This is a genomic window from Burkholderia pseudomultivorans (genome assembly GCF_001718415.1).
Taxonomy (GTDB): Bacteria; Pseudomonadota; Gammaproteobacteria; order Burkholderiales; family Burkholderiaceae; genus Burkholderia; species Burkholderia pseudomultivorans_A.
In genome coordinates, this window is the sequence record NZ_CP013378.1 from 4,089,337 (window position 1) to 4,112,963 (window position 23,627).

The following is a 23,627-nucleotide window of genomic DNA, read 5'->3' on the forward strand; positions in this document are numbered from 1 at the left end:
TTGGATTCATTGTAGTGACCCCGCAACAAGAAGCCAAGTATGAGCCGACACAGCCAAGTAGCGTCAATTTTCGCCAAGTAAACTGCCTTGAAGCTAAGTAAAGGCACTTTCGCTGTGCCGACGCCTGCCCGGAGGATGCCTAGCGAGGCCCTGATACGCTCAGTTGATTCAAAGCCAGTAATAATTTGTTACATTTAAATTCCAAGGATCCACTCTCAATTAGCGGCCAATCAAAGGGCGGCGCGCGCGTTGTCGGTGGCTCGGGCAATCTTTCGCGCAGCCTGTACCAGTCCGGGGGCGTCCCGTACCCCGCATCGCCGATGCCTGACAACGCCTTTCCGGGGATAAACGACCGGCGAACCCTTGTAACACCGTCGCAAAATCGGGCAGTGTCACTGGAGCAGCCCCTTGAAACACCGGACATAGCCTCTCACTTAAACTAGCGGGTAGGCATAAGACTGTGTTTTTGACTAACACCAGGCAGGAAGTGATGGAAGTGTTGACGGGCCCGGAGCGCCGGCGGCGCTGGACGGCGGAGCAAAAGCTGGCGATGGTTCGCGAGAGTTTCGAACCAGGGAAGTCGGTTTCGATGGTCGCGCGGCAGCACGGCGTGAACCCGAACCAGCTGTTCCACTGGCGCAAGCTGTACCAGGATGGGAGCCTGTCAGCGGTCAAGGCTGGCGAGGAAGTGGTTCCGGCCTCAGAGCTGGCCGACGCGCTCAAGCAGATTCGCGAGCTGCAACGGATGCTCGGCAAGAAGACCATGGAGAACGAGATTCTCCGCGAAGCAGTCGAGTACGGCCGGGCAAAAAAATGGATAGCGCACTCGCCCTCGCTGCCGGAGGACGACCAGTGAAACTGGTTTGTGAAGTTCTCGGCGTGTCGCGCTCGAACGTATCGGCACGACTGTCGCGTCCGGCGACGTGGCGCGATGGCCGTCAATCGCGGCAGACGGACGATGCGAGCGTGGTCGAGGAAATCCGCCGAGTCGTCGGCGATTTGCCCAGCTATGGCTATCGCCGGGTGTGGGGCTCGCTGCGCAATGAACGCATTGCTGCCGGACAGGTGCCGTTCAATGCGAAGCGCATCTATCGCATCATGCGCACTCACGGTCTGCTGATGCAACGGCGTCCAGCACCGCCTCGGCCGCAACGTCGGCACGATGGCAAGGTGGCCGTCGCGCGCAGCAATCAGCGATGGTGCTCGGACGGCTTCGAGTTCCGCTGCGACAACGGCGAGCCGCTGCGGGTGACGTTTGCGCTGGATTGCTGCGACCGAGAGGCGATGAGCTGGGCAGCCACGACAGCAGGTCACAGCGGCGACATCGTGCGCGACGTGATGCTGGCTGCAGTGGAAAATCGGTTTGGCAACGAACTGCATACCCCGTCCGAAATCGAGTGGCTGAGCGACAACGGTTCGGGCTATACGGCCGATGATACGCGCCGGTTTGCAGCGGCCATCGGCCTGAAGCCATTGACCACGCCGGTGTGCAGCCCGCAAAGTAACGGGATGGCCGAGAGCTTCGTGAAGACAATGAAGCGCGACTACGTTGCCTTCATGCCAAAGCCGGACGCAGCGACTGCTGCACGCAACTTGGCCATCGCGTTCGAGCATTACAACGAGAAGCATCCCCATAGCGCGCTGAAGTACCGCTCGCCTCGCGAGTTCCGGCGCTCAATGGATTCAGCAACCTTAGTGTGACGCTGTGTCCGGGATTACAGGGTCAACTCCAATTCGTACCTTACGTGCAAATTCTGGCAGCCAGTTTGCGCAGCTCCTTTTCCCGTGAGGCTCCGCTGCGCTGCGACAGCTTATAAAAACGCGATCTCGCAAGCCTTTGATCAGAAAGATATTTCCGAACCGAGCACCAGAATTTGCACGTAAGGTATGAATACCACTCAAAGTGGATCAAGTGATTCGCCGCGCGAAGGGCTGCAACGCGCTACGTGCTTAACGAGTCCCGACGAGACGGTATCCCGTACCGGCCTCCGTTATGATGTGCTCGGGATGAGTTGGGTCACGTTCCAGCCTTTGCCGCAAATGCCCGACATAAACTCGCAGATAGTGATGATCCTTGGCATGCGCCGGCCCCCACACCGCCCCAAGCAATTCGTCGTGCGTCATCAATTGATTCGCGTGCCGAACCAGCTCAGCCAATAGACGATATTCGATTCGGCTCAAATGAACCGGTCGGCCTTCACGTGTCACTCTTCTCTCGCCAAGGTCCACCACAATGCTGCCAAAGCAAATCGTCGTAGCCCCGGTTGCCCCTTCGCACGCCTGCCTTCGCAAGTGGGCATGAATACGTGCCTTCAACTCGGGCAGTCCGAACGGCTTCGTGAGATAGTCGTCAGCGCCGGCATTCAACGCAGCAACTTTATCCGCTTCCCGGTCCATAGACGATAGAACAATCAGTGGCGAAGTGGACCAGCGACGAAACTCCCGAATTAACTCTATGCCATCGATGTCCGGCAGGTGGACGTCGACGATCAGCAAATCAGGGCGCCGGGTCGCGGCCTCCGACAATCCTTGCATACCGGTAGCGGCTTCGAAGACAGCCATGCCCTCGTCCGTGAGTGATGCGCGCACGAAATGGCGGATGCATGCATCGTGACCTGCCCCCGGTTTTAGTCCGAACCGCAGTTAGAGTCCGAGGTTAAAAACTGCTGCTTTGCATCGTGCGCCCGCGCGAACTGCACCGGCGTCAGATAGCCGAGTGAACTATGAGGCCGCTCGGTGTTGTACTCGATACGCCATTCCTCAATCAGCCGCTTGGCGTGGCGCATTGAGACGAACCAGTGCTCGTTCAGGCATTCATCGCGGAACCGCCCGTTGAAGCTCTCGATATAGGCATTCTCCACCGGCTTGCCAGGCCGAATGAACGACAGCGTGACACCGGCTTCGTAGGCCCATGCATCCAGCACCTTACCAGCGAACTCCGGCCCGTTGTCGACCGTGATGGATGCGGGTAAGCCTCGCATCTCCTTGAGCCGCTCGAGCACTTGCTGCACTCGTAGGCCCGGCAGCGAAGTATCGACCTCGATGGCCAAGCACTCGCGCGTGTAGTCGTCGACCACGTTCAGGCATCGAAACCGCCGACCATAGGCCAGCCCGTCAGAAACGAAGTCCATCGACCAGCTCTGATTCGGGCCTGTTGCTAACGGCAGCGGCGTGCGCTCGACAGCCGCAATACGCTTGCGTCGCCGCTTGCGCACGCTCAGCCCCGCCTTGCTGTACAGGCGCCAGATGCGCTTGTGGTTGGCGAAGCAGCCATCCCGCTGCAACAGCACGTGAATCCGGCGATAGCCGTAGCGGCGCTTCTGCGCGGCGATGGCCATCATCCGGCCAGTCAGCGCTTCGTCATCAACTCGGCGGCGTGATTCGTAGTGGAACAGCGAGCGCGAAATCCCTACCAGCCCGCAGGCCCGGGTAACACCCATGGCACGTTCGGTCATCAATATCCGGACCGCTTCGCGCTTGGCCTGCGGGCTTGCTACTTTCGAGCCAGCAGGTCCTTCAGCGCGGCGTTGTCGAGCATCGATTCGGCTAACAGTCGCTTGAGCTTGCTGTTCTCCTGCTCCAGTTCCTTCAGGCGCTGAGCTTCGGAGACCGTCATCCCGCCGAACTTCGCTTTCCAGTTGTAGTAGGTCGCTTCCGAGATGCCGTACTTGCGACACAGCTCCGCCGGCTTCAGGCCAGCCTCGGCTTCCTTCAAGATGCCGATGATCTGTTCTTCGGTGAATCGCTTTTTCATTGCCGTTCCTCTCTGGAACGGACTCTACACCGTCACCGTACTAAACGCGGGGAGCAGGTCAATCGTCGTCGATGAGCACAACTGTGGTGTTTGGGCTGCGCATCTTTGCCGAATCGATCGTTTCATCCAGGTGGATGACGACGCACGTCCGCAGTGCTCGTCGTCAAGCCGTCGTACCGGCCCAGTCCGGCGCGGCAACATGATGTGATGTTTGCCGCAGCGGCAGCCGGACGCGAGTTGCCCGATACACCATACGTGAGCGATGGCTCTGCTCACGTCGGGTCATGGGCATGAGACAGAATGGCAGTGGATTGCTTCCGGGATGTCGCTCCCGCGAGTTGCATTCAAGTGTGCTCCGCGGCGGTTGCTGGGCCATCAATGCATCGGCTTCATCTCGTCGAGTGCGAGGTTCAGCTTGAGTACGTTGACACGCGCTTCACCCAGGACACCGAGTTGGCGCCCTGACGTGTTTGCGGCGATCAGTTGGTTTACCTGCTCGACGGCCAGACCGCGCGCTTTGGCGACCCGCTCTGCTTGGTAAGCCGCAGCAGCCGGGGTAATCTCCGGATCGAGGCCACTGCCTGACGACGTCACGAGATCGACTGGCACGGGCTTCGACAAGTCGGTGCCGGCGGCTTTCAGCGCGTCGATGCGGCCTTTCACCTCATCCGCAAGGGCAGGATTCGTCGGGCCGAGATTCGACCCACCGGACCCCTGCGCGTTGTAGGGGTTCGGCGACGTGGCAGATAGCCGTCCCCAGAAATAATGTGGCGCATCGAATTGCTGGCCGATCACCTCCGAACCGATAGCCTTACCGCCCTTCATCAGCAGACTCCCATTAGCCTGCCACGGAAATACGGCTTGACCGATCGCGGTCACGATCAGCGGATATATCCCGCCAGTGATCACGGTCAAGGCGATAAACAACACAAGCACGGGACGAAGTACTGTTTTCACGATGAACCTCTACAGTCATGCCCAGCCAAATGCACTGAGGGTCATGTCGATCAGCTTGATGAACGGAAACGGCAACAGGATCCCGCCCACCCCATAGACCAACAAGTTACGGCGCAGCAGCGCCGCCGCGCCGAGAGGACGATACTTCACGCCCTTGAGCGCGAGCGGAATCAGCGCAACGATGATCAGCGCATTGAAAATGACGGCCGACAAAATCGCCGAAGACGGCGACGTCAAGTGCATCACGTCGAGCACCCGCAACTGCGGGTATGTCGTCGCGAAGGCCGCCGGAATGATCGCGAAATACTTCGCGACGTCGTTGGCGATCGAGAAGGTCGTCAGCGAGCCTCGCGTCATCAACATCTGCTTGCCGATCTCGACCACCTCGATCAGCTTGGTCGGATTCGAATCGAGGTCGACCATGTTGCCCGCTTCCTTCGCGGCCTGTGTGCCGGTGTTCATCGCTACCGCGACATCGGCTTGTGCGAGTGCGGGTGCGTCGTTCGTGCCATCACCTGTCATCGCGACCAGTCGCCCCTCGGCCTGATGCGTCCGAATCGTCGTCAGTTTCGTCTCGGGCGTCGCTTCGGCAAGAAAGTCGTCGACGCCGGCCTCAGCGGCAATCGTCGCCGCAGTCAAGCGATTGTCGCCGGTGACCATGATGGTCTTGATGCCCATCTTGCGAAGTTCGGCGAAGCGTTCCTTGATGTTGCCTTTCACGATGTCCTTCAGCTCGATCGCCCCGAGCACGCGCGCGAGCCCATTGTGCAGCTCAGAGACAACGAGCGGAGTGCTGCCGCGTCTCGCAATGTCATTGACGATCTGGTCCATCTCTGCCGGAAAGCGACCACCGCGCACCTCCACGTAGTGCTTGATCGCATCGGCCGAGCCCTTGCGAATTTCTCGATCCGGCAGATCGACGCCACTCATGCGGGTTTGCGCACTGAACGCGAGAAAGACTGGGTGGAGGGCAGCCATGTCGCGTTGGCGAATGTTGAATCGTTGTTTCGCCAAGATGACAATGCTACGACCTTCCGGCGTCTCGTCAGACAGAGATGCCAGTTGTGCCGCATCGGCAAGAGCATCTTCGGTCACGTTCATCACGGGGAAAAAGGCGGACGCCTGGCGGTTGCCGAGCGTGATCGTGCCGGTCTTGTCAAGCAGCAGCACATCGACGTCGCCCGCTGCCTCGACAGCTCGGCCGGATGTCGCAATCACGTTTGCCTGCATCATCCTGCTCATTCCGGCGACACCGATCGCCGACAGCAAGCCACCGATCGTCGTCGGGATCAAGCACACGAGCAGCGCAACGAGCGCGGTGATTGTGACGGCATGCCCGGCCTTCACAGCCGCGACGGAGAAGATCGAGAACGGCAGCAATGTTGCGGTCGCCAGCAACAGTACGATCGTCAGCGCGACGAGCAGGATTGTCAGTGCAATCTCGTTCGGAGTCTTCTGACGCTTCGCGCCCTCGACCATCGCGATCATCCGGTCCAGGAAAGCTTCGCCGGGGTTCACCGTGACTCGGACGACGATCCAGTCGGACAGCACGCGCGTGCCGCCTGTCACCGACGAAAAGTCGCCGCCCGATTCACGAATCACCGGCGCGGATTCGCCCGTAATCGCCGACTCGTCAACCGACGCGACACCTTCGATCACCTCGCCGTCAGCCGGGATCGTGTCTCCGGTTTCGACCAGAACGATGTCATCCCGACGAAGATCGCTCGCCGTCATGATGCGAACCGGCGATTTCGGATGTGCATCCTCCAGTTTCTTCGCCATTACATCGTGACGCGCCGCGCGCAACGACGCGGCTTGCGCCTTTGAGCGCCCTTCGGCGAGCGCCTCCGCGAAATTCGCGAACAGCACGGTGAACCACAGCCACAGCGCGATCGCGACAATGAAACCTGCAGGTGCCTCCGCCTCGCCGCGCAACGCGGCAAACCAGAGGATCGTCGTCAGGATGCTACCGACGTACACGCAGAACATCACTGGATTACGCAGTTGCGTGCGAGGCGCAAGCTTGCGGAATGAATCAATCAGCGCCGGCCGCACGATGGACGGATCGAACATCGACCGTGCCGCAATACGCGTATGACCAAGATTGTCCGGACGATGCATCGGAGGTTCGGTATGGGAAGTCATGCTTGCCTCACCATCAAGGACATCAGTGACCTGCAATCATCATCAAGTGCTCGACCATCGGCCCAAGCGCCAGCGCAGGCACATAGGTCAACGCGCCAACCAGCACCACGGTCCCGAGCAGCAGCACCACGAACAACGGCCCGTGGGTCGGCAACGTACCGGCCGTGACAGCAAGGCGCTTCTTGTCTGCGAGTGATCCCGCGATCGCGAGCACTGGTACGATCGTGCCGAGCCGGCCGAACCACATGACGATCGCAAGCGTTATGTTGTAGAACGGTGTATTGACCGACAGACCAGCGAAAGCGCTGCCGTTGTTGTTCGCGGCGGAACTGTATGCGTACAAGATCTCCGAAAAGCCGTGCGGCCCGGGGTTCGCGATGCCCGCCACGCCTGCCGCCGACAGCACGGCGACCGACGCGCCGACGAGCACGAGAAGGGGCGTCAGCAGAACAGCAATCGACACCATCTTCATCTCGTACGACTCGATCTTCTTGCCCACGTATTCTGGGGTGCGCCCGATCATCAGCCCGGCGACGAACACCGCGAGCAGCGCGAACACGAGCATCCCGTACAGACCGGAGCCGACGCCACCGTAGATCACTTCGCCCAGCTCGATAAGCAACAGCGGCACGAGTCCGCCCATCGGCGTCAATGAGTCATGCATGTTGTTGACCGCGCCACAGGAGGCGGAAGTCGTCGCGACGGTGAAGATCCCCGACTGCGCGATACCGAAGCGCGTTTCCTTGCCCTCCATGTTGCCGCCGTCCTGGCTGGCAGTCGCACTCTGATCGACGTGCAGCGTCGTGAACACGGGGTTGCCGGCCTGCTCGGCAGAAATCTCGCCCCAGCAGGCGACCGCGAACGCAATCGTCATCGCCGCGAGGATCGCATAGCCCTGGCGAGCGTCACCGACCACCCTGCCGAAGACGACGCATAGCGCAGCAGGGATCACCAGCATCGCGATCATTTGCACGAAGTTGGCAAACGGTGTCGGGTTCTCGTACGGATGCGCGGAGTTCGCATTGAAGAAGCCGCCGCCGTTGGTGCCGAGCATCTTGATCGCTTCCTGCGAGGCCGCCGGCCCCATCGCGATCGTCTGCTTGTCGGCCTTCTGCTCGACCATCACCGGGTTGCCCTTCGCATCCTTCACCGGGTTACCCTGTGCATCCGTTTTCGGCGCCTGATAGGTCGTGACCTGCAACGTCGGGACGTCGACATAGGCAAGGTAGTTCTGAATCGCACCCTGGCTCACGAGCACCAGCGCGACAACGGTCGCGATCGGCATCAGGATATACAGCGTGATGCGTGTCAGGTCCACCCAGAAATTGCCGATCGTCTTTGCCGAATGACGCGCGAAACCCCGGATCAGCGCGATCACGACTGCAATGCCGGTCGCGGCGGAAAAGAAGTTCTGTACGGTCAGGCCCGTCATTTGCGTCAAGTAACTGACGGCCTGCTCAGGCGTGTAATCCTGCCAGTTGGTGTTGGTCACGAAGCTGACTGCCGTGTTGAATGCGGCATCGGGCGTCATCGGACCGAATCCCTGCGGATTGCCCGGCAACCATTGCTGCAAGCGCAGCACGCCATAGACGACGAGTACGCCGAGCGCGTTGAACACGAGCACCGCGAGCGCGTATTGTTTCCATGACATCTCGGCTCCGGGATCGACACCCGCGAGCCTGAACAGCAGCGATTCGACGGGGCGCCCGATTCTCCGGACGACGACGGACGAGCCATCGAGCACGTTCGCGATGTAACGGCCGAGCGGCAGTGCGAGCGCAGTCAAAATGACAATGTAGAGTGCCGTCTGGAACAGATTGTTGAGGTTCATTCGAGATCCTCCGCGCGCAGCAACGCATAAAGGAGATAGGCGAAGAGAATGAACGTCGATGCTCCAGCGAGCCACATCATCCACGGGATCATGGCCGGCCTCCCTTTACGCGGCGGAGTTTGTCGCAACCGGCAACCATCGTGGCAATCAGGCCGGCAAAGGCGCCGATGCCGATCAGGTAAAGGAGATCCATGAGCATGCCTCCTGTTGGACTTCCACTACATCCAGCGTATGTGGACCACAGTAAACTTTGCGGTAAGGGCTCTCGGGAACGCGTAAAAACGTTGTATACAGCGGGTCAGTGGGTGCCGCGACGTTGCCCCGGCTGCCGACACACTTGGCACGTATCGCGACGAGACGCGTGCGTCTTCTAGATGCGAAGCAAACCTCGCAATGCGTGCCGACGCATCGGTTACCGGGGGCAAAGCGTGATGACTGGCTAACATCAGGTTAGATGTCGGCTCCCGTGAGCGATTGACTTGAGTCAACTGACGGTTTGCGGGTGGAAAATCGGGGGCCGGTCAGCTCGTGCCAATCACTCACGTGATGCGACGGTTGCAAAGTAACTTTCTAGCGTAACGCCGGCTCGGGGGTGTGGGCGCGCGGGGCGTTCTTTGCGCGCAGCGTTCCAGAAGGCGGGGCAACTCTCAACGTCGTCGTGCGGACGCCATAGCTCAGCAGTCTGTCTCCAACTTTATCTCCAAGAAAATGTGTACTTTGGAGATAGACTTGGAGATAACCACAGCCTTACCAGACAAGGCTTACAGGCCGATACAACCGTCTATCTCCAAATCTCCAAATATTTTTGCTTCCGGCGGCACAGCAACGTTCCGCACGGCACCGGCCTTCGACTGATCGAGCCTACGCCGATACGCCTGTTGGTATCTTCTGAACGACCTCGCCCGAACGGCATACGCAGCAGATCGATATGAATTCGGCGGCTGCCAGAAGCGTGGGGGGCAACTCTGGGGGCAACTCAGCATCACTTCACAAGCAACACCCTTACACCACGGGCCTCACATAGAATTATTTCATTCCGGCCCTGGCACCAGCATTCGCAGTCCCGTCGAAACCCGCGCAAGCTCGTCGCTTCGCGGGTTTTTGTTTTTCCCGCGCCCCATTCTCCCCGCCCTTCCGCTCAACCACGCCCGCAGAACCGCACGATCGCGTCCGCCACCGGCGCCGCCGCCTCGCGCTGCGGGAAATGCCCGACGCCGTCGAGCACCTGCCGCTCGTAGCGACCGCTGAAGAAGCGCTCGCGCCCGGCCGAGCTGTCCGGGTGATTGCACGCATCCGCGCCGCCATGCAGCACGAGCGTCGGCACCGACAGCACGGGCGCGGGGTTCAGCCGCGCGTCGTCGTCCGCATACGCCGGCGCGCCCGGCGCGAATCCCCAGCGATGCCGGTACGAGTGCAGCACGACGTCGATCCAGTCGGGGCCGTCGAACGCAGCGGCGGCCGCGTCGAACGCGTCGTCGCGATACCAGCCCGGTGGCGACCAGGTGTCCCACATCAGGCGCGCGAACGCGCGGCGGTCGTCGCGCAGCGCGCGCTCGCCGCGCGGCGTCGCGAGGAACCAGTGATACCAGTAGTTGCGCGCCTGCGGCAGCGACAGCGGCTGGCCCGGATCGTTGGTGCCGTAGCCGACCGACAGCATCACCAGATGCGACGCGACGCCGTCGCGCAGCCCGCACGCGTTCGCGACCGCGCGGGCGCCCCAGTCGTGCCCGACCAGCACCGGCCGGTCGAGGCCCAGCGCATCGACGAAGTCGAGCAGGTCGCGCCCGAGCGCCGCCAGCTGGCCGCTGCGCGGCGCGGACGCGTCGCGAAAACGCGTCGGCGCGAAGCCGCGCAGCGCGGGCGCCAGCACGCGGTAGCCGTGCGCGGCGAGCGCCGCCGCGACGCCCTCCCAGCCGACCGGGCTGTCGGGCCAGCCGTGCAGCAGCACGGCCGTGCGCGCGCCGCGCGGGTTCCATTCGAGATAGGCGATATCGAGCGACGCGGTCGTCGCATGCGCATAGGCGCTCATCGTGCACTCCTTCGTTGATCGAGCCGACCGGTCAATGGTAGGTCGCGATCTCGTCACGATTCGCGGAGTATCATGATTCATTATCCGAGTTTCGCGTTGAAACCCCCGATGGAACCGCCCACCGATCCCGCCTCGAGCGCACTCGACATCGCGTTGCTGCGCACCTTCCTCGCGGTCGTCGACTGCCACGGCTTCGCGCCGGCCGCCGAACGTCTCGCGCTGACGCCGTCGGCCGTCAGCGGTCACATCAAGCGGCTCGAGCAGGCGGCCGGCGCGGTGCTGCTCGCGCGCACCACGCGGCGCGTCGCGCTCACGCCGGCCGGCGACACGCTGTACGCGTATGCGCGCAACATCGTCGACATGGAGCGCGAGGCGCGCGCGAGGCTGCGCGGCGCGCCCGCGCACGGCCGGCTGCGCATCGGAGCGTCGGAAGACTTCGCCGGCACATGGCTGCCGCTGGTGCTGCGCGCGTTCGGCGATCGCCATCCGCATACGTCGATCGAACTGAAGGTCGGCATCACCGCGTCGCTGCTGCGCGAGCAGGCGCTCGGCCGGCTCGACGTCGTGTTCGGCAAGCTGTGCCGGCAGGTCGACGCGCCCGGCGAACTGCTCTGGGAAGAACCGCTCGTCTGGGCGTTCGCGGCGGATCGCGCGCTCGACGCGGCGCGCGAAGTGCCGCTCGCGCTGTTTCCCGAGCCTTGCGTGTACCGGGACGCCGCCGTGTCGGCGCTCGCCGCGGCATTGCGGCCGTTTCGCGTGCTGTTCGAAAGCGCCAGCATGGCCGGCTGCGTATCGGCCGCGCTCGCCGGGTTCGCGGTCACCGCGCTGGCGCGCAGCCAGCTGCGCGACGGCCTGCGCGCGTGCGGGCCGCAGGACGGCCTGCCGGCGTTGCCGGCGGCGCGCTTCTACGCGTTCGCGGCGAAGCCCGACGGCGTCGGCGCGACGCTGATCGACGCGGTGCGCGAAACCGGACGCGGCCGGCACTTCGCGCCGGCCGACTGAGATCGCGCGGCGCGCGGCGTCGCTTCAGTCGTCGTGCGCGCCCGTCAACGCCTCCGCCATCAGTTCCCCGAACCAGTCGATGAACGCGTTGAGCCGCCGCGACCGGTGCCGCCGGTGCGGATAGACGGCCGACACGTCCATCGGCTCGGCCCGATGCCCGGGCATCACCTCGACCAGCGCGCCGCTGTCCAGCAGATGCGCGACGTCGAAACGCGGAATCTGGATCAGCCCCATCCCCGCGATGCAGCTCGCGATATAGGTTTCCGCGTTGTTGACGATCACGCGGCTCGGCAGCGTCAGCGTGTGCAGGCCGCCGTCCGCGCGATACTCCCATTCGAGCTCGCGCCCGCTCGTCGGCGACGCATAGCCGATCGCCCAGTGCCCGTGCGCGAGCGCATCCGGATGCTCGGGCACGCCGCATTCGCGCAGATAGTCGGGGCTCGCGCAGTTGATCAGCGTGAATCGGCCGAGCGGCCGCACGACGAGGCTGCTGTCCGCAAGCCGCCCCACCCGGATCGCGCAGTCGACGCCTTCCTGCACCAGGTCGATCGACCGGTCGGTCGAGCCGAGCGACAGCTGCAGCTTAGGGTGGCGGCGAAACAGCGACGGCAGCGCGGGCGCGATCATGCGGCGCGCGATCCGGCTCGGCACGTCGACGTTCAGTCGACCGACCACGTCTCGATCGCGGCGGCGAAACAGCCGGTCGAGCTCGTCGGCCTCCGCGAGCAGGCGGCGGCCGCGCTCGAGCAGCAGCGCGCCGTCAGCGGTCAACTGCACCTGCCGCGTCGTGCGATGCAGCAGGCGCGTGCCGAGCGCCGCCTCGAGCTGCTGGACGGCCGCCGACACGGTCGCGCGCGGCACGTCGAGCGCATGCGCGGCCTTGATGAAGCTGCCCATTTCGGCAACCTGAAGAAAGATCCTGACCTGGTCGAGCTTGTCCATCGTCACCGCGTTCGCTGGATTGATCGCCTGCCCCCCGGGCGCGCGTCGGGCCGCGCCGGAAACGAAACAGGCGCGCGGGGGTCGCCCGCGCGCCTGCTCATTGTCCACGCAAACCGGCCAGTGCGGCGCGCGAGGCGCGCCGCCTACTTCGTCGTATAGCCGCCGTTGATCAGGATCGTCTGGCCGGTGATCCACCAGCCGTCGGTCACCAGATGGCGGATGAACGGCACGACGTCCTCGATATCGGTCAGGCCGGTCTTGCTGAACGGCGACAGCGCGGCCGCGGTCTTGTGATACGCGACCGCATCGGCGCCTTCGGCCGGATAGAAGAACGGCGTGTCCATCGGGCCCGGCCCGACGGCCGTCACCGAGATCCCGCGCGCGCCGTATTCCTTCGCCGCCGCGCGCGTGAAATGCTCGACCGGCGCCTTCGACCCTTCGTAGGCCGCGTAGAACGGCGTGAATGCGCCGAGCAGCGACGTCACGAGCGTGACGAGCTTGCCGTTGTCCTCGAGATGCCGCCCGGCTTCCTTGATGAAGAAGAACGCCGACTTGCTGTTGACCGCGAACATGTCGTCGTATTCGGCCTCGCTGATCTCGGTGATCGGCTTCTTCAGCACCTTGCCGACCGTGTTGATCGCGATGTCGATCCTGCCGAAGCGTTGCTTCGCGACGTCGAACAGCTTCTCGACCGCGCCGGCGGTCGTCAGGTCGCCCTGGAACGTGTCGGCCTGCGCGCCGGCCGCGCGCACGGCGGCGGCCGTCTCTTCGGCAGCGGCCTGCGTCGCGGCGCTGTTGTAGTGGATCGCGACCGCCTTCGCGCCGTGGCTCGCCAAGTCGCGAGCGATCAGGCCGCCGAGGTTCTTCGCGCCGCCTGCGATCAGGACGACCTTGTCTGCGAGCGTATGAGTAGCCACGGTTGACTCCTTTTCGTTGAAGAAGCTCCGAGTGTAGGCATGTGCGACGCGCCGGTCAGCCGGCCGCGGCTGGATGGATTATCCAGAAAACCTGACCAATCGCGCAAAAACCGGCGATCAAGTGCGCGAAATGCGCGCTACCGCACCGACAAGGCAACCGGCCTGCGGCAGCCGGACGCGACGCGGCCCGCGACAGGATCGCCGCCCCGCCCGCTCAGCGCGCGTAGCGCGCGGCATCGATCTTGCCGAGCAGCCATTGCATCCCGGCGAGATGCTGCTGATCGTGGCTGCACAGGTAATGGATGAGCCCGCGCACGGTCAGCGGGCCGTAGCCTTCGAACTCGCCGGTGCGGGCGAACTGCTCGGGCGTGAGGCGCGACACGAGATCGAGCGTCTCGCGCCGCGCCGCGCGAAACGCGGCCAGCACGTCGGACGCGTACGCGTCGTCGTAGCGCCGCGCGAGCGCGAGCGCATCGCCGTCGAGCGACACGAGCAGCGGCCAGTCCTCGTCGAGCATCCGCCGCAGCCGCACGTGATAGCCGTCGATCTCGATGTCGCGCACGTGGCACAGCTGGCCGAGCGGCGAGAAATGCTCGCTCGGCATGCCGGTCCAGTCGTCGGGCGTCCAGCGCGCATAGCCGTCGGGCACGGCGGCGAACTGCGCTTCGAGCTGGCGGGGAAAATCGGCGAGTGCGTCGAGCGTCGTCGGATTCATGCGGAGACTCCGTGTCGGATGGGACGCCGGCGAGCCCGGCACCGGCCCGCCGACGCCGTGGCGAGCTTACTTGACGCTGAAGCCGTATGCGCCCTGCGTCCGGTGCCCGTCGGTCGCGACGGCCACCCACTTCACCGTGTAGGCGCCGGCGCCGAGCGCGGCGAGCGGCACCGTCATGCGCTTGCGGTTCGCGGCGTCGATGCGCGCGCGGCCGTCCGACACGGTCTTGCCGTCGCCGTCGACCACCACGATCGAGCTGAACGCCGGCTCGAGCGTTTCGGTGAAGTCGATCGTGACGGCCGCCGGCGCGGCGGCAAGCGCCGCGTTCGCGGCCGGATCGCTGCTCGCGACGTGCGCATGCGCGAACGCGGCCGACGAAATGGTCGCGGCGAGCACGACGGCGGCGGCCTTGCGGCCGAACGGGAACGAATCGAAATACATGGGCTTTCCGTGAAGAATGAACAGGCGCCACGCGCCGCGCGGCGTCCCGGCAGCTTACCAGCGCGCGCCGGCACGCGCGCAGCGCTTGGTAGAATGCGCGCGCTATGGATCTCGAAAGCATTCTCTACACGCAGGGCTTCGGCTCGCGCCGCCAGTGCCGCGGCCTGATCGACGCGGGCCGCGTCGCCATCGCGGGCGCGCCCGCGACCGACCCGGACGCCCGGTTCGACACCGACGGCCTCGTCTTCACCGTCGACGGCACGCCGTGGCCCTTCCATGCGCGCGCGTATCTCGCGCTGAACAAGCCGGCCGGCTACGAGTGCTCGCGCGATCCGCAGCATCACGCGAGCGTGTTCAGCCTGCTGCCCGCGCCGCTCGTCGCGCGCGGCGTGCAGTGCGTCGGCCGCCTCGACCAGGACACGACCGGCCTGCTGCTGCTGTCCGACGACGGCCAGTTCGTGCACGCGTACACGTCGCCCAAGCGCAAGGTACCGAAAACCTACGTCGCGACCGTGCGCCATCCGCTCGACGACGCGCAGCTCGACGCGCTGCGCACCGGCGTGCAGCTGCACGGCGAGCCCAGGCCGATCGCGGCGGTCGCCGCCGACGCGCGCGACACGCACGCGCTCGCGCTGACCGTCCTCGAAGGCAAGTATCACCAGGTGAAGCGCATGGTCGCGGCGGCCAGCAACCGCGTGGAAGCGCTGCACCGCGAGCGCATCGGCGGCTTCACGCTGCCGGACGACCTGGCACCGGGTGCATGGCGCTGGCTCGACGACGCCGACCTTTCAGCGCTGCGCAATCCCGTCAAAACCCTGTAAGGGAAAATCCGCACGACCGTTCGAAGGCTGCCCGCATCGCAGCCGCAGGTTCCCCCGCTATACTGAAACGACAAGCTGTACGAGCAGCGATGCTGGGGGAGACGTCATGCATACCAACCAATCGTTCGAACTGTCCTACGTGATCATCGCGTTCGCGGTCGTCGGCGCCATCGCGATCGGTGCCCTGCTGGCCACGATGCGCGCCAGGCACCAATATCATCCGAACCTGATCGGCGCACTGATCGGCGCGCTGCTGTGCTTCCTGCTGATCGAGGCGCTACCGGCGCTGACCTGACGCGCCGCCCGGCGCGAGCGTTTGAAGGAATTCGTCTACGGTCGGATAGCGCAGGCTCACGCACAATTCGGTCTTGAGCCGTGCGTTGGACAGCCGTCGCGACTCGCGCATGAACGACAGCAGCGTCGGCTCGAGCTGGCGCTCGGCGTCCGCGCGGCTGATGCGCGGCGGCCGCGGCAGGCCGAACGCCTGCGCGACCCGGTCGAAATAGTCTCCCATCCGCAGTTCGCTGTCGTCCGACGCGTGCACCGCGCGCGCCGGCCTGCCGCGTTCGGCCGCGCGGCGCAGGATCGTCGCGAGGTCGTCCGCATGGATGTGGTTCGTGTAGACGTCGTCGGCCGTCTCGAGCGCAGGCGTGCCGCGCTCGAGACGCGCGAGCGGCAGCCGGTTCTCCGCGTAGATGCCCGGGATGCGCACGATACGCGCGGACAGCACGCCCCGCGCCGTCGCCGCGCGCAGCTGCCGTTCGGCCGACACGCGGCGAAACGCACGCGGATTCGCGGGGCGCAGCGGCCGGGTTTCGTCGATGCGCGCCCCGCCGCAGTCGCCGTAAACGCCCGTCGTGCTCGCGTAGACGAGCCGTGGCGCGCGAAGGCCGTCGGGTACAATACGCGCTTTCCGGCCGGGCGCGCCAACCTGCCGGGACGCGACGCGCAGCGTGCGCAGCCGGCCCACCGCCGATACGGGCTGGCCCGGCCGCCGGGCAGGCATGCTCAATGCGGCGATCAGCGCACGCGTGCGCCGGTCGTCACGGCCGTCGGGCTGCGGCGGCGCGAGATGCAGGACCGTGCGGGCAAGGCCCGCGATGCGGCGCAGCGTGGCGCGCTGGTCGAGATTGCCGACGATCGGCGTCGCGCCCGCGTCGCGCAGCGCGTCGCGGCGCGCCGGATGGCTCGTCAGCGCGACGATCCGCGGGTTGCAGCGCGCGCCGCGCCATTGCGCGACGCAGCGCAGGCCGACGTCGCCGCAGCCGACGATCAGCGCGCGCGGCCGGCGCAGGGTTCGTGTCGCGATCATGTTGTTTGCGAAATCAGTAGCCACCGTTGCGCGACGCGCAACGGATTGCATTGTAGCTGCCGTGCGCGACATGCACGGTCCCCACATTTTGTTCTAGTTTGGTTCTATGGCATTCAACGTCACTCTCAAGCAAAGCGGCCGGCAGTTCCAGGTCGAGTCGGATGAAACCGTGCTGGCCGCCGCGCTGCGCCAGAACGTCCATCTGCCGTACGGCTGCAAGAACGGCGCGTGCGGCTCCTGCAAGGGGCAGATCGTGTCGGGGCAGATCGAGCAGGGTCCGCACGCGGCGTCGGCGCTGTCCAACGACGAACGCACGCGCGGCCTCGCGCTGCTGTGCTGCTCGAAGGCGCAATGCGATCTCGAGATCGACGTGCGCGAGATCGCCGGCGTCGACGGCGTGCAGGTCAAGAAGCTGCCGTGCCGGATCGCCGCGCTCGAACGCAAGGCCGACGACGTGATGGTCGTGAAGCTGCAGCTGCCGGCCAACGAGCGCCTGCAGTATCTGGCGGGCCAGTACGTCGAGTTCATCCTGAAGGACGGCGCGCGCCGCAGCTACTCGATGGCGAACGCGCCGCACGAGGAAGGCCCGATCGAGCTGCATATCCGCCACATGCCGGGCGGCAAGTTCACCGACCACGTGTTCGGCGCGATGAAGGAGCGCGACATCCTGCGCTTCGAGGGGCCGCTCGGCACGTTCTTCCTGCGCGAGGATTCCGACAAGCCGATCGTGCTGCTCGCATCGGGCACCGGCTTCGCGCCGATCAAGGCGATCATCGAGCACGTGAAGCACGCGGGCATCACGCGGCCGATGACGCTCTACTGGGGCGCGCGCCGCAAGAAGGACATCTATCTCGGCGAGCTGGCCGAGCAGTGGGCGCGCGAGATCCCGAACTTCAAGTACGTGCCGGTGCTGTCGGAGCCGGACGCCGCCGACCAGTGGACGGGCCGCACCGGCTTCGTGCACCGCGCGGTGATCGAGGACCTGCCCGACCTGTCGGGTCATCAGATCTACGCGTGCGGCGCGCCGGTGATGGTCGAGTCGGCGCAGCGCGACTTCACGCAGCACCACGGGCTGCCGGCCGACGAGTTCTACGCGGACTCGTTCACGAGCGCTGCCGACCTCGCGCATCCGGTCTGACGCCGGCGCGCGTCCCGCGCCGGGCGCCGCGATGTCACATCGATGGCATCGCGGCGGTTTACAGTCGGGCGCGGGATGCCTTATGCTTGCGCACATGAACCGCTTCCTGTCCGCCCTCCGACGTCGCCGCTCGCCGCTCCTCCCGGATGCCGCCGGCTCGTCACGGACTCGCGCGTAACCCCCACCTGCTTCATCGCTGCTTCACCGGTTACGCACAAGCTGTTCGATCCACCAGCCACGGCATTCCGTGGCTTTTTTATTGCCCGTTTCGCTTTCAACGTCCGCTGGAGTCTGCTGCCATGCCCCTGAACGATTACCCGATCGACTCGCTGATGTACATCACGAACCGCCCCGACATCGTGTTTACGCACGGCAAGGGTTCGTGGCTCTACGATCACACGGGCAAGCGCTATCTGGACTTCATCCAGGGCTGGGCCGTCAACAGCCTCGGGCATTGCAACGACGGCATCGTCGAAGCGCTGAAGACGCAGGCCGACAAGCTGCTGAACCCGTCGCCGGCGTTCTACAACGAGCCGATGGCGAAGCTCGCGGGCCTGCTCACGCAGCACAGCGTGTTCGACAAGGTGTTCTTCACGAACAGCGGCGCGGAAGCGAACGAAGGCGCGATCAAGCTCGCGCGCAAGTGGGGCCGCAAGTTCAGGAACGGCGCGTACGAGATCATCACGTTCGACCACAGCTTCCACGGCCGCACGCTCGCGACGATGTCGGCCAGCGGCAAGCCGGGCTGGGACACGATCTACGCGCCGCAAGTGCCGGGCTTCCCGAAGGCCGAGCTGAACAACATCAATTCGGTCGAGAAGCTGATCACCGACAAGACCGTCGCGGTGATGCTCGAACCGATCCAGGGCGAAGGCGGCGTGCTGCCGGCGACGCCCGAATTCATGCGCGAGCTGCGCGCGCTGACCCGGCAGCACAACCTGCTGCTGATCGTCGACGAAGTGCAGAGCGGCTGTGGCCGCGCGGGCACGCTGTTCGCCTACGAGCTGTCGGGCATCGAGCCGGACATCATGACGCTCGCGAAGGGCATCGGCGGCGGCGTGCCGCTCGGCGCGCTGCTGTCGAAGGCCGACGTCGCGGTGTTCGAGGCCGGCGACCAGGGCGGCACGTACAACGGCAACCCGCTGATGACGGCGGTCGGCCATTCGGTGATCTCGCAGCTCGTCGCGCCCGGCTTCCTCGAAGGCGTGCGGGCGCGCGGCGAATACCTGAAGCGCAAGCTGCTCGAGCTGTCGGAGGAACGCGGCTTCGAAGGCGAACGCGGCGAAGGCCTGTTGCGCGCGCTGCTGCTCGGCAAGGACATCGGCCCGCAGATCGTCGAGAAGGCGCGCGACATGCAGCCCGACGGCCTGCTGCTGAACGCCGCACGCCCGAACCTGCTACGCTTCATGCCCGCGCTGAACGTGACGACCGAGGAAATCGACCAGATGATGGCGATGCTGCGGTCGGTGCTCGATACGCTCTGAGGAGAACCCGCCGATGGATGCCGCCGCCGATGCCGTCGTGATCCGCCCGTTCGAACGCGCCGACACCGATGCCGTGCTCGCGGTGTGGCGCGACGCGTTTCCGCATTACGACGCGGCCGGCGCGCCGCCGCATCGCGATCCGCGGCGATCGATCGAGCTGAAGCTCGCGACGCAGCCGGAGCTGTTCTTCGTCGCAACCTGCGGCGCGCGCGTGGTCGGCACGCTGATGGCGGGCTTCGACGGGCATCGCGGCTGGCTCTACTCGTTCGGCGTCGCGCACGATGCGCGGCGGCTCGGCATCGGCCGCGCACTGATCGCGCATGCGGAGCGTGCGCTGGCCGAGCGCGGCTGCCTGAAGATCAACCTGCAGGTGCTGCCCGGCAACGATGACGCGTGCCGCTTCTATGCGGCGCTCGGCTATCGCGTCGAGGAACGCATCTCGTTCGGCAAGACGCTGCCGGCCGCGTAAAAGCCGATGCCGTTGCAACGGCCGCCTGCCCATGCGGGCACGGCGGCCTTTTTCATGCGCGTCAGCGCGTGATCGGCCCCGCGCACGGCAGCGGATTGCCGAGCGCATCGGTCGGCACGGCCTGCTGTTCGAACGCGGCGAAGTAGGCGGCCCACTGCGTGTCGCTGACACGCACGATCAGCGCGCCGTCCTGCCACACGTCGTTGTGGTCGTTATGGTCGTCGCCCGCGCGGTGCAGGTAGTTCTGGCCCGTCGAGCCCTGGTTCATGTGCGTGTCGTGGATGCCGTTGCCTTCCGAATACGTACGGCCGAACACGACGACGTCGAGCCCTTGCGACTGCGCGGCACTCACGAGCCGCAGCAAGGACGGAATCGGCTCCGCATGCTCGGTGCCGTCCATCACCGCGCTCGCGCGCCATGCACCCGTTTCGTCCAGGATGTCGCTGCGCAGGTAGTCGAGCGCCGGCAGCGCGGCCTGCCCGGTGAGGTCCGAGTAGCCTTCGGGCGCCGCCGCGAGCGTCTGCGTGATCGGGTGGTGGAAATCGTAGACGAGCTTGTAGTTCAGCAGGTCGTCCGCATCGTTGGTGCCGACGTTGATCGCGACATCCCAGTCGCCCGCCGGCAGCGCCAGCGTCAAGTGGATGTGATACTGGATCTCGCTGCCATGCGGCGAACCCTTCAGTTGCGCCACCGACTTCACCTTCGCCTTCACGAAACCGTAATCCAGACTCATGCGTGCTCTCCATGCGCCGAGGGGCTGATCATGCTGCGCGCTGCGCATGTCGGCCTGCCGACAGCCGCGCGCCGTGTGCCGTGCCGCATGCGCGGCACGTTCGTCGAATGGAGTCGGAAACGCGCGCACAGTTCGCTGCCGGGCGCCCGGAATGAAAAAAGGCCGTCACGACATCGCGTGACAGCCTTTCGAAAGCCCCCGCATGGCGCGGCCTTGTCGCCGCGCCATGCGAGTCCGCTCATTCACCGAGATACGCAGCCCGCACCTTCGGATCGTCGAGCATCTGCTTCGCGTCGCCTTCCATCGTGACCGTGCCCGAATCCATCACGTAGCCGCGGTCGGCTGCCTGCAGCGCGAGGCGCGCGTTCTGCTCGACGAGCAGCACCGTGATGCCCTCCTTCGAGATCTCGCGCACCACTTCGAAGATCTTCTCGACCATGATCGGCGACAGCCCCATCGACGGCTCGTCGAGCAGCAGCAGCTTCGGCTTCGACAGGATTGCGCGCGCCATCGCCAGCATCTGCTGCTCGCCGCCCGACAGCGTGCCCGCGAGCTGCGACGCCCGCTCCTTCAGACGCGGGAAGAAGCCGAACATCCGGTCGACGTCCTTCTTGATCTGGTCGTTGTCGTTGCGCAGGTACGCGCCCATCTGCATGTTCTCGACGATCGACATGCGCGCGAAGATCCCGCGACCTTCCGGTACCATCGCGAGGCCGCGCTTGAGCAGCTCGTGCGGCGGCACGCCCTTGATCGACTTGCCGTCGTATTCGATGTCGCCGGCCGAATACGGCTTCAGGCCGGTGATCGCCTTCATCGTCGTGGTCTTGCCGGCGCCGTTCGCGCCGATCAGCGTCACGAGCTCGCCCTGACGGACTTCCATGTCAACGCCCTTGACGGCCTGGATGCCGCCGTAGTTGACCTGCAAGCCCTTGATTTTCAACATTGCCGCTGCCATCAGTGCACCCCTGCGCCGAGATATGCCTCAATCACCTTCGGATTCTTCTGCACGTCCTGCGGCAGACCCTCGGCGATCACCTTGCCGTAATCGAGCACCGTCATCCGGTTGCACAGCCCCATCACGAGCTTCACGTCGTGCTCGATCAGCAGGATCGTGCGGCCGTCCGAACGGATCTTGTCGAGCAGGCGCGTGAGTTCGACCTTCTCGGTCGCGTTCATCCCGGCTGCCGGCTCGTCGAGCGCGAGCAGCTTCGGGTCGGTCGCCAGGGCACGCGCGATCTCCAGCCGGCGCTGGTGGCCGTACGACAGGTTGCGCGCGGTGTAGTCCGCGTACTGCAGCACGCCGACGTATTCGAGCAGCTCGATCGCACGCTCCTTGATCTCGCGCTCTTCCTGGCGTTCGGCCGGCGTCTGGAACACCGCGCCGAGCAGCCCGTGCTTGGTGCGCACGTGGCGGCCCACCATCACGTTCTCCAGCGCCGTCATCCCGCCGAACAGCCGGATGTTCTGGAACGTGCGCGCGATGCCGGCCTTGGCGACCTGGTGCACCGCCGTCGGCGTGTAGTTCTGGCCGTCCAGCTTGAAGTCGCCGGAGTCCGGCGTGTAGAGGCCCGTGATCACGTTGAAGAACGTGGTCTTGCCCGCGCCGTTCGGGCCGATCAGCCCGTAGATCTCGCCTTCCTTGATCTGCAGGCCGACGTCGGACAGCGCCTGCAGCCCGCCGAAGCGCTTGTTCACGCCCTGCACGGACAGTCGGATTTGCTTGTCGCTCATGTGTGTATCCCCTTGTCCGTCGGTTAAGCGCGCACCGGCTTCTTGCTGTTGCGCTTCGCCAGTTTCGCGATCCGGTCCTCATGCTTGGGCGCCGGCCACAGGCCTTCCGAGCGGTACAGCATGATCACCACCATCGCGAGGCCGTACAGCGCCTGACGGATCACTTCGGTATCGACGACGTCGTGGCCGAACAGCGCGTGCTGCAGCGGGCTCATCGTCGAGCGCAGGAATTCCGGGAAGATCGCGAGCAGCACCGCACCCAGGATCACGCCCGGGATGTGGCCCATGCCGCCGAGCACCACGCAGGCCAGCACGACGATCGACTCCCAGAACGTGAACGACTCGGGCGACACGAAGCCCTGGAACGCGCCGAACATCGCGCCCGACAGACCGCCGAACGACGCGCCCATCGCGAACGCGAGCAGCTTCACGTTACGGGTGTTGATGCCCATCGCCTTCGCGGCGATCTCGTCCTCGCGGATCGCGGCCCAGGCACGGCCGATACGCGAGTGCTGCAGGCGCGTACAGACCCAGATCACCAGCAGAGCGCACAGCACGAACAGGTAGTAGTACAAGTAGACCGACGGCAGCTGGAAGCCGAAGATCGTGTGCGTCTGCGCGAGGCTGAAGCCGCCGACGTGCACCGGATCGATGCCCGTGATCCCCTTCGGGCCGTTGGTGATGTTCACCGGACGGTCGAGGTTGTTCATGAAGATCCGCACGATTTCACCGAAGCCGAGCGTGACGATCGCCAGGTAGTCGCCGCGCAGGCGCAGCGTCGGCGCGCCCAGCAGGATCCCGAAGGTCGCCGCGAGCGCCATCGCGATCGGCACGATGATCAGGAACGGCACGTGCAGCCCGTTCGGTGCGAGCGCCGCGATCCACTCGAACTGCGAGCTCAGGTGCGGCGAACTCAGCAGCGCCGCCGTGTACGCGCCCACCGCGTAGAACGCGATGTAGCCGAGGTCGAGCAGGCCGGCGAAGCCGACCACCACGTTCAGGCCCAGCGCGAGCATCACGTACAGCATCGCGAAGTCGAGCACGCGGACCCAGTAGTTGCCGCCGGCCGAGCCGATGATGATCGGCGCGGCGATCACGAATGCCGCGGTCAGGATGCCGATGACGACGGTCTTCGTGGTGTTGCGTTCTTCGACGAGCGACGTCGACGATTCGATCGGTTGAATGGATGTCATGTTGTTTGCTCCC

General features: G+C 65.1%; 23 protein-coding genes. 7 read left to right on the forward strand and 16 right to left on the reverse strand.

Annotation, left to right across the window (positions count from 1 at the left end):
* Window positions 1–490 precede the first annotated feature (490 nt).
* A protein-coding gene (locus WS57_RS31215) for an IS3 family transposase (protein ID WP_155774271.1) occupies window positions 491–1,701 on the forward strand; the annotation gives its coding sequence in 2 pieces (ribosomal slippage) (window positions 491–806 and window positions 806–1,701; 1,212 coding nt in all).
* 249 nt (window positions 1,702–1,950) lie between these two features.
* Here WS57_RS31215 and WS57_RS31220 read toward each other — a convergent pair.
* From WS57_RS31220 to WS57_RS31255, 7 genes are all read right to left on the reverse strand, one after another.
* Entirely contained in the window at window positions 1,951–2,643 is a 693-nt protein-coding gene (locus WS57_RS31220) for a response regulator (protein WP_069245273.1), read from the reverse strand.
* Window positions 2,628–3,754 (reverse strand): IS3 family transposase gene (locus tag WS57_RS31225; protein WP_419468979.1). Its coding sequence is split into 2 segments (ribosomal slippage): window positions 2,628–3,496 and window positions 3,496–3,754, totalling 1,128 coding nucleotides; the frame shifts between segments, so codons are not numbered across the junction. Before WS57_RS31225 ends, WS57_RS31220 begins: the two co-directional genes overlap by 16 nt.
* Window positions 3,755–4,129: 375 nt before the next feature.
* Window positions 4,130–4,711, reverse strand: a complete 582-nt coding sequence (kdpC, locus tag WS57_RS31235) for a potassium-transporting ATPase subunit KdpC (protein WP_059493067.1) — start codon at window positions 4,709–4,711, stop codon at window positions 4,130–4,132.
* A 15-nt stretch (window positions 4,712–4,726) separates the two neighbouring features.
* On the reverse strand, window positions 4,727–6,856 hold the full coding sequence (gene kdpB, locus WS57_RS31240) for a potassium-transporting ATPase subunit KdpB (protein WP_081337682.1): 2,130 nt from the start codon (window positions 6,854–6,856) through the stop codon (window positions 4,727–4,729).
* A 22-nt stretch (window positions 6,857–6,878) separates the two neighbouring features.
* Window positions 6,879–8,687 (reverse strand): potassium-transporting ATPase subunit KdpA, encoded by a 1,809-nt coding sequence (gene kdpA, locus WS57_RS31245; protein WP_058036676.1) that lies wholly within the window; start codon window positions 8,685–8,687, stop codon window positions 6,879–6,881.
* Entirely contained in the window at window positions 8,684–8,776 is a 93-nt protein-coding gene (kdpF, locus tag WS57_RS31250) for a K(+)-transporting ATPase subunit F (RefSeq protein ID WP_063597840.1), read from the reverse strand. The genes kdpA and kdpF overlap by 4 nt, the downstream gene beginning before the upstream one ends.
* Window positions 8,777–9,825: 1,049 nt before the next feature.
* Window positions 9,826–10,716, reverse strand: a complete 891-nt coding sequence (locus tag WS57_RS31255; RefSeq protein WP_059603481.1) for an alpha/beta fold hydrolase — start codon at window positions 10,714–10,716, stop codon at window positions 9,826–9,828.
* 108 nt (window positions 10,717–10,824) lie between these two features.
* Here WS57_RS31255 and WS57_RS31260 point away from each other — a divergent pair, with 108 nt between their 5' ends.
* Window positions 10,825–11,718: a LysR family transcriptional regulator gene (locus WS57_RS31260; RefSeq protein WP_059513291.1), complete on the forward strand. Its 894-nt coding sequence runs from the start codon at window positions 10,825–10,827 to the stop codon at window positions 11,716–11,718.
* A 24-nt stretch (window positions 11,719–11,742) separates the two neighbouring features.
* Here the strand turns inward: WS57_RS31260 and WS57_RS31265 are convergent, their stop codons facing one another.
* The 4 genes from WS57_RS31265 to copC all read right to left on the reverse strand — a co-directional run bounded on the left by WS57_RS31265 (window position 11,743) and on the right by copC (window position 14,733).
* On the reverse strand, window positions 11,743–12,660 hold the full coding sequence (locus tag WS57_RS31265; protein ID WP_040127987.1) for a LysR family transcriptional regulator: 918 nt from the start codon (window positions 12,658–12,660) through the stop codon (window positions 11,743–11,745).
* 143 nt (window positions 12,661–12,803) lie between these two features.
* Window positions 12,804–13,577: an SDR family oxidoreductase gene (locus WS57_RS31270; RefSeq protein WP_069245275.1), complete on the reverse strand. Its 774-nt coding sequence runs from the start codon at window positions 13,575–13,577 to the stop codon at window positions 12,804–12,806.
* Between the two features lie 214 nt (window positions 13,578–13,791).
* Window positions 13,792–14,292 (reverse strand): DinB family protein, encoded by a 501-nt coding sequence (locus WS57_RS31275; protein WP_069245276.1) that lies wholly within the window; start codon window positions 14,290–14,292, stop codon window positions 13,792–13,794.
* Window positions 14,293–14,358: 66 nt separating this feature from the next.
* Window positions 14,359–14,733: a copper homeostasis periplasmic binding protein CopC gene (gene copC / locus WS57_RS31280; RefSeq protein ID WP_009690889.1), complete on the reverse strand. Its 375-nt coding sequence runs from the start codon at window positions 14,731–14,733 to the stop codon at window positions 14,359–14,361.
* 104 nt (window positions 14,734–14,837) lie between these two features.
* Between copC and WS57_RS31285 the strand changes: the two genes are divergently transcribed.
* On the forward strand, window positions 14,838–15,554 hold the full coding sequence (locus WS57_RS31285; protein WP_009690890.1) for a pseudouridine synthase: 717 nt from the start codon (window positions 14,838–14,840) through the stop codon (window positions 15,552–15,554).
* 106 nt (window positions 15,555–15,660) lie between these two features.
* A complete protein-coding gene (locus WS57_RS31290) occupies window positions 15,661–15,849 on the forward strand; it encodes a hypothetical protein (protein WP_009690891.1) in 189 nt (62 codons plus the stop codon).
* Here the strand turns inward: WS57_RS31290 and WS57_RS31295 are convergent.
* A complete protein-coding gene (locus tag WS57_RS31295) occupies window positions 15,832–16,866 on the reverse strand; it encodes an NAD-dependent epimerase/dehydratase family protein (RefSeq protein ID WP_069245277.1) in 1,035 nt (344 codons plus the stop codon). The genes WS57_RS31290 and WS57_RS31295 overlap by 18 nt on opposite strands.
* Before the next feature lie 106 nt (window positions 16,867–16,972).
* On the opposite strand from WS57_RS31295, the gene WS57_RS31300 reads away from it, so the two are divergent.
* From WS57_RS31300 to WS57_RS31310, 3 genes are all read left to right on the forward strand, one after another.
* The gene (locus WS57_RS31300; RefSeq protein WP_069245278.1) at window positions 16,973–18,004 is read left to right on the forward strand and encodes a CDP-6-deoxy-delta-3,4-glucoseen reductase; all 1,032 of its coding nucleotides are present in this window, start codon (window positions 16,973–16,975) and stop codon (window positions 18,002–18,004) included.
* Window positions 18,005–18,303: 299 nt separating this feature from the next.
* On the forward strand, window positions 18,304–19,488 hold the full coding sequence (locus WS57_RS31305; protein ID WP_059603479.1) for an acetylornithine transaminase: 1,185 nt from the start codon (window positions 18,304–18,306) through the stop codon (window positions 19,486–19,488).
* 13 nt (window positions 19,489–19,501) lie between these two features.
* Window positions 19,502–19,957, forward strand: coding sequence for a GNAT family acetyltransferase (locus tag WS57_RS31310; RefSeq protein WP_069245279.1), 456 nt, complete (start codon window positions 19,502–19,504; stop codon window positions 19,955–19,957).
* Between the two features lie 61 nt (window positions 19,958–20,018).
* Here WS57_RS31310 and WS57_RS31315 read toward each other — a convergent pair whose 3' ends face one another.
* The 4 genes from WS57_RS31315 to WS57_RS31330 all read right to left on the reverse strand — a co-directional run bounded on the left by WS57_RS31315 (window position 20,019) and on the right by WS57_RS31330 (window position 23,614).
* Entirely contained in the window at window positions 20,019–20,690 is a 672-nt protein-coding gene (locus tag WS57_RS31315) for a DUF2278 family protein (RefSeq protein ID WP_059513266.1), read from the reverse strand.
* 238 nt (window positions 20,691–20,928) lie between these two features.
* Window positions 20,929–21,645 (reverse strand): ABC transporter ATP-binding protein, encoded by a 717-nt coding sequence (locus WS57_RS31320; protein ID WP_040127994.1) that lies wholly within the window; start codon window positions 21,643–21,645, stop codon window positions 20,929–20,931.
* Window positions 21,645–22,421 carry an ABC transporter ATP-binding protein gene (locus WS57_RS31325; RefSeq protein WP_009688990.1) on the reverse strand — a complete coding sequence of 259 codons (777 nt, stop codon included), beginning with the start codon at window positions 22,419–22,421 and terminating at the stop codon, window positions 21,645–21,647. The genes WS57_RS31320 and WS57_RS31325 overlap by 1 nt, the downstream gene beginning before the upstream one ends.
* A gap of 23 nt (window positions 22,422–22,444) precedes the next feature.
* Window positions 22,445–23,614, reverse strand: coding sequence for an ABC transporter permease subunit (locus WS57_RS31330; RefSeq protein ID WP_009688991.1), 1,170 nt, complete (start codon window positions 23,612–23,614; stop codon window positions 22,445–22,447).
* Between the last annotated feature and the right edge of the window lie 13 nt (window positions 23,615–23,627).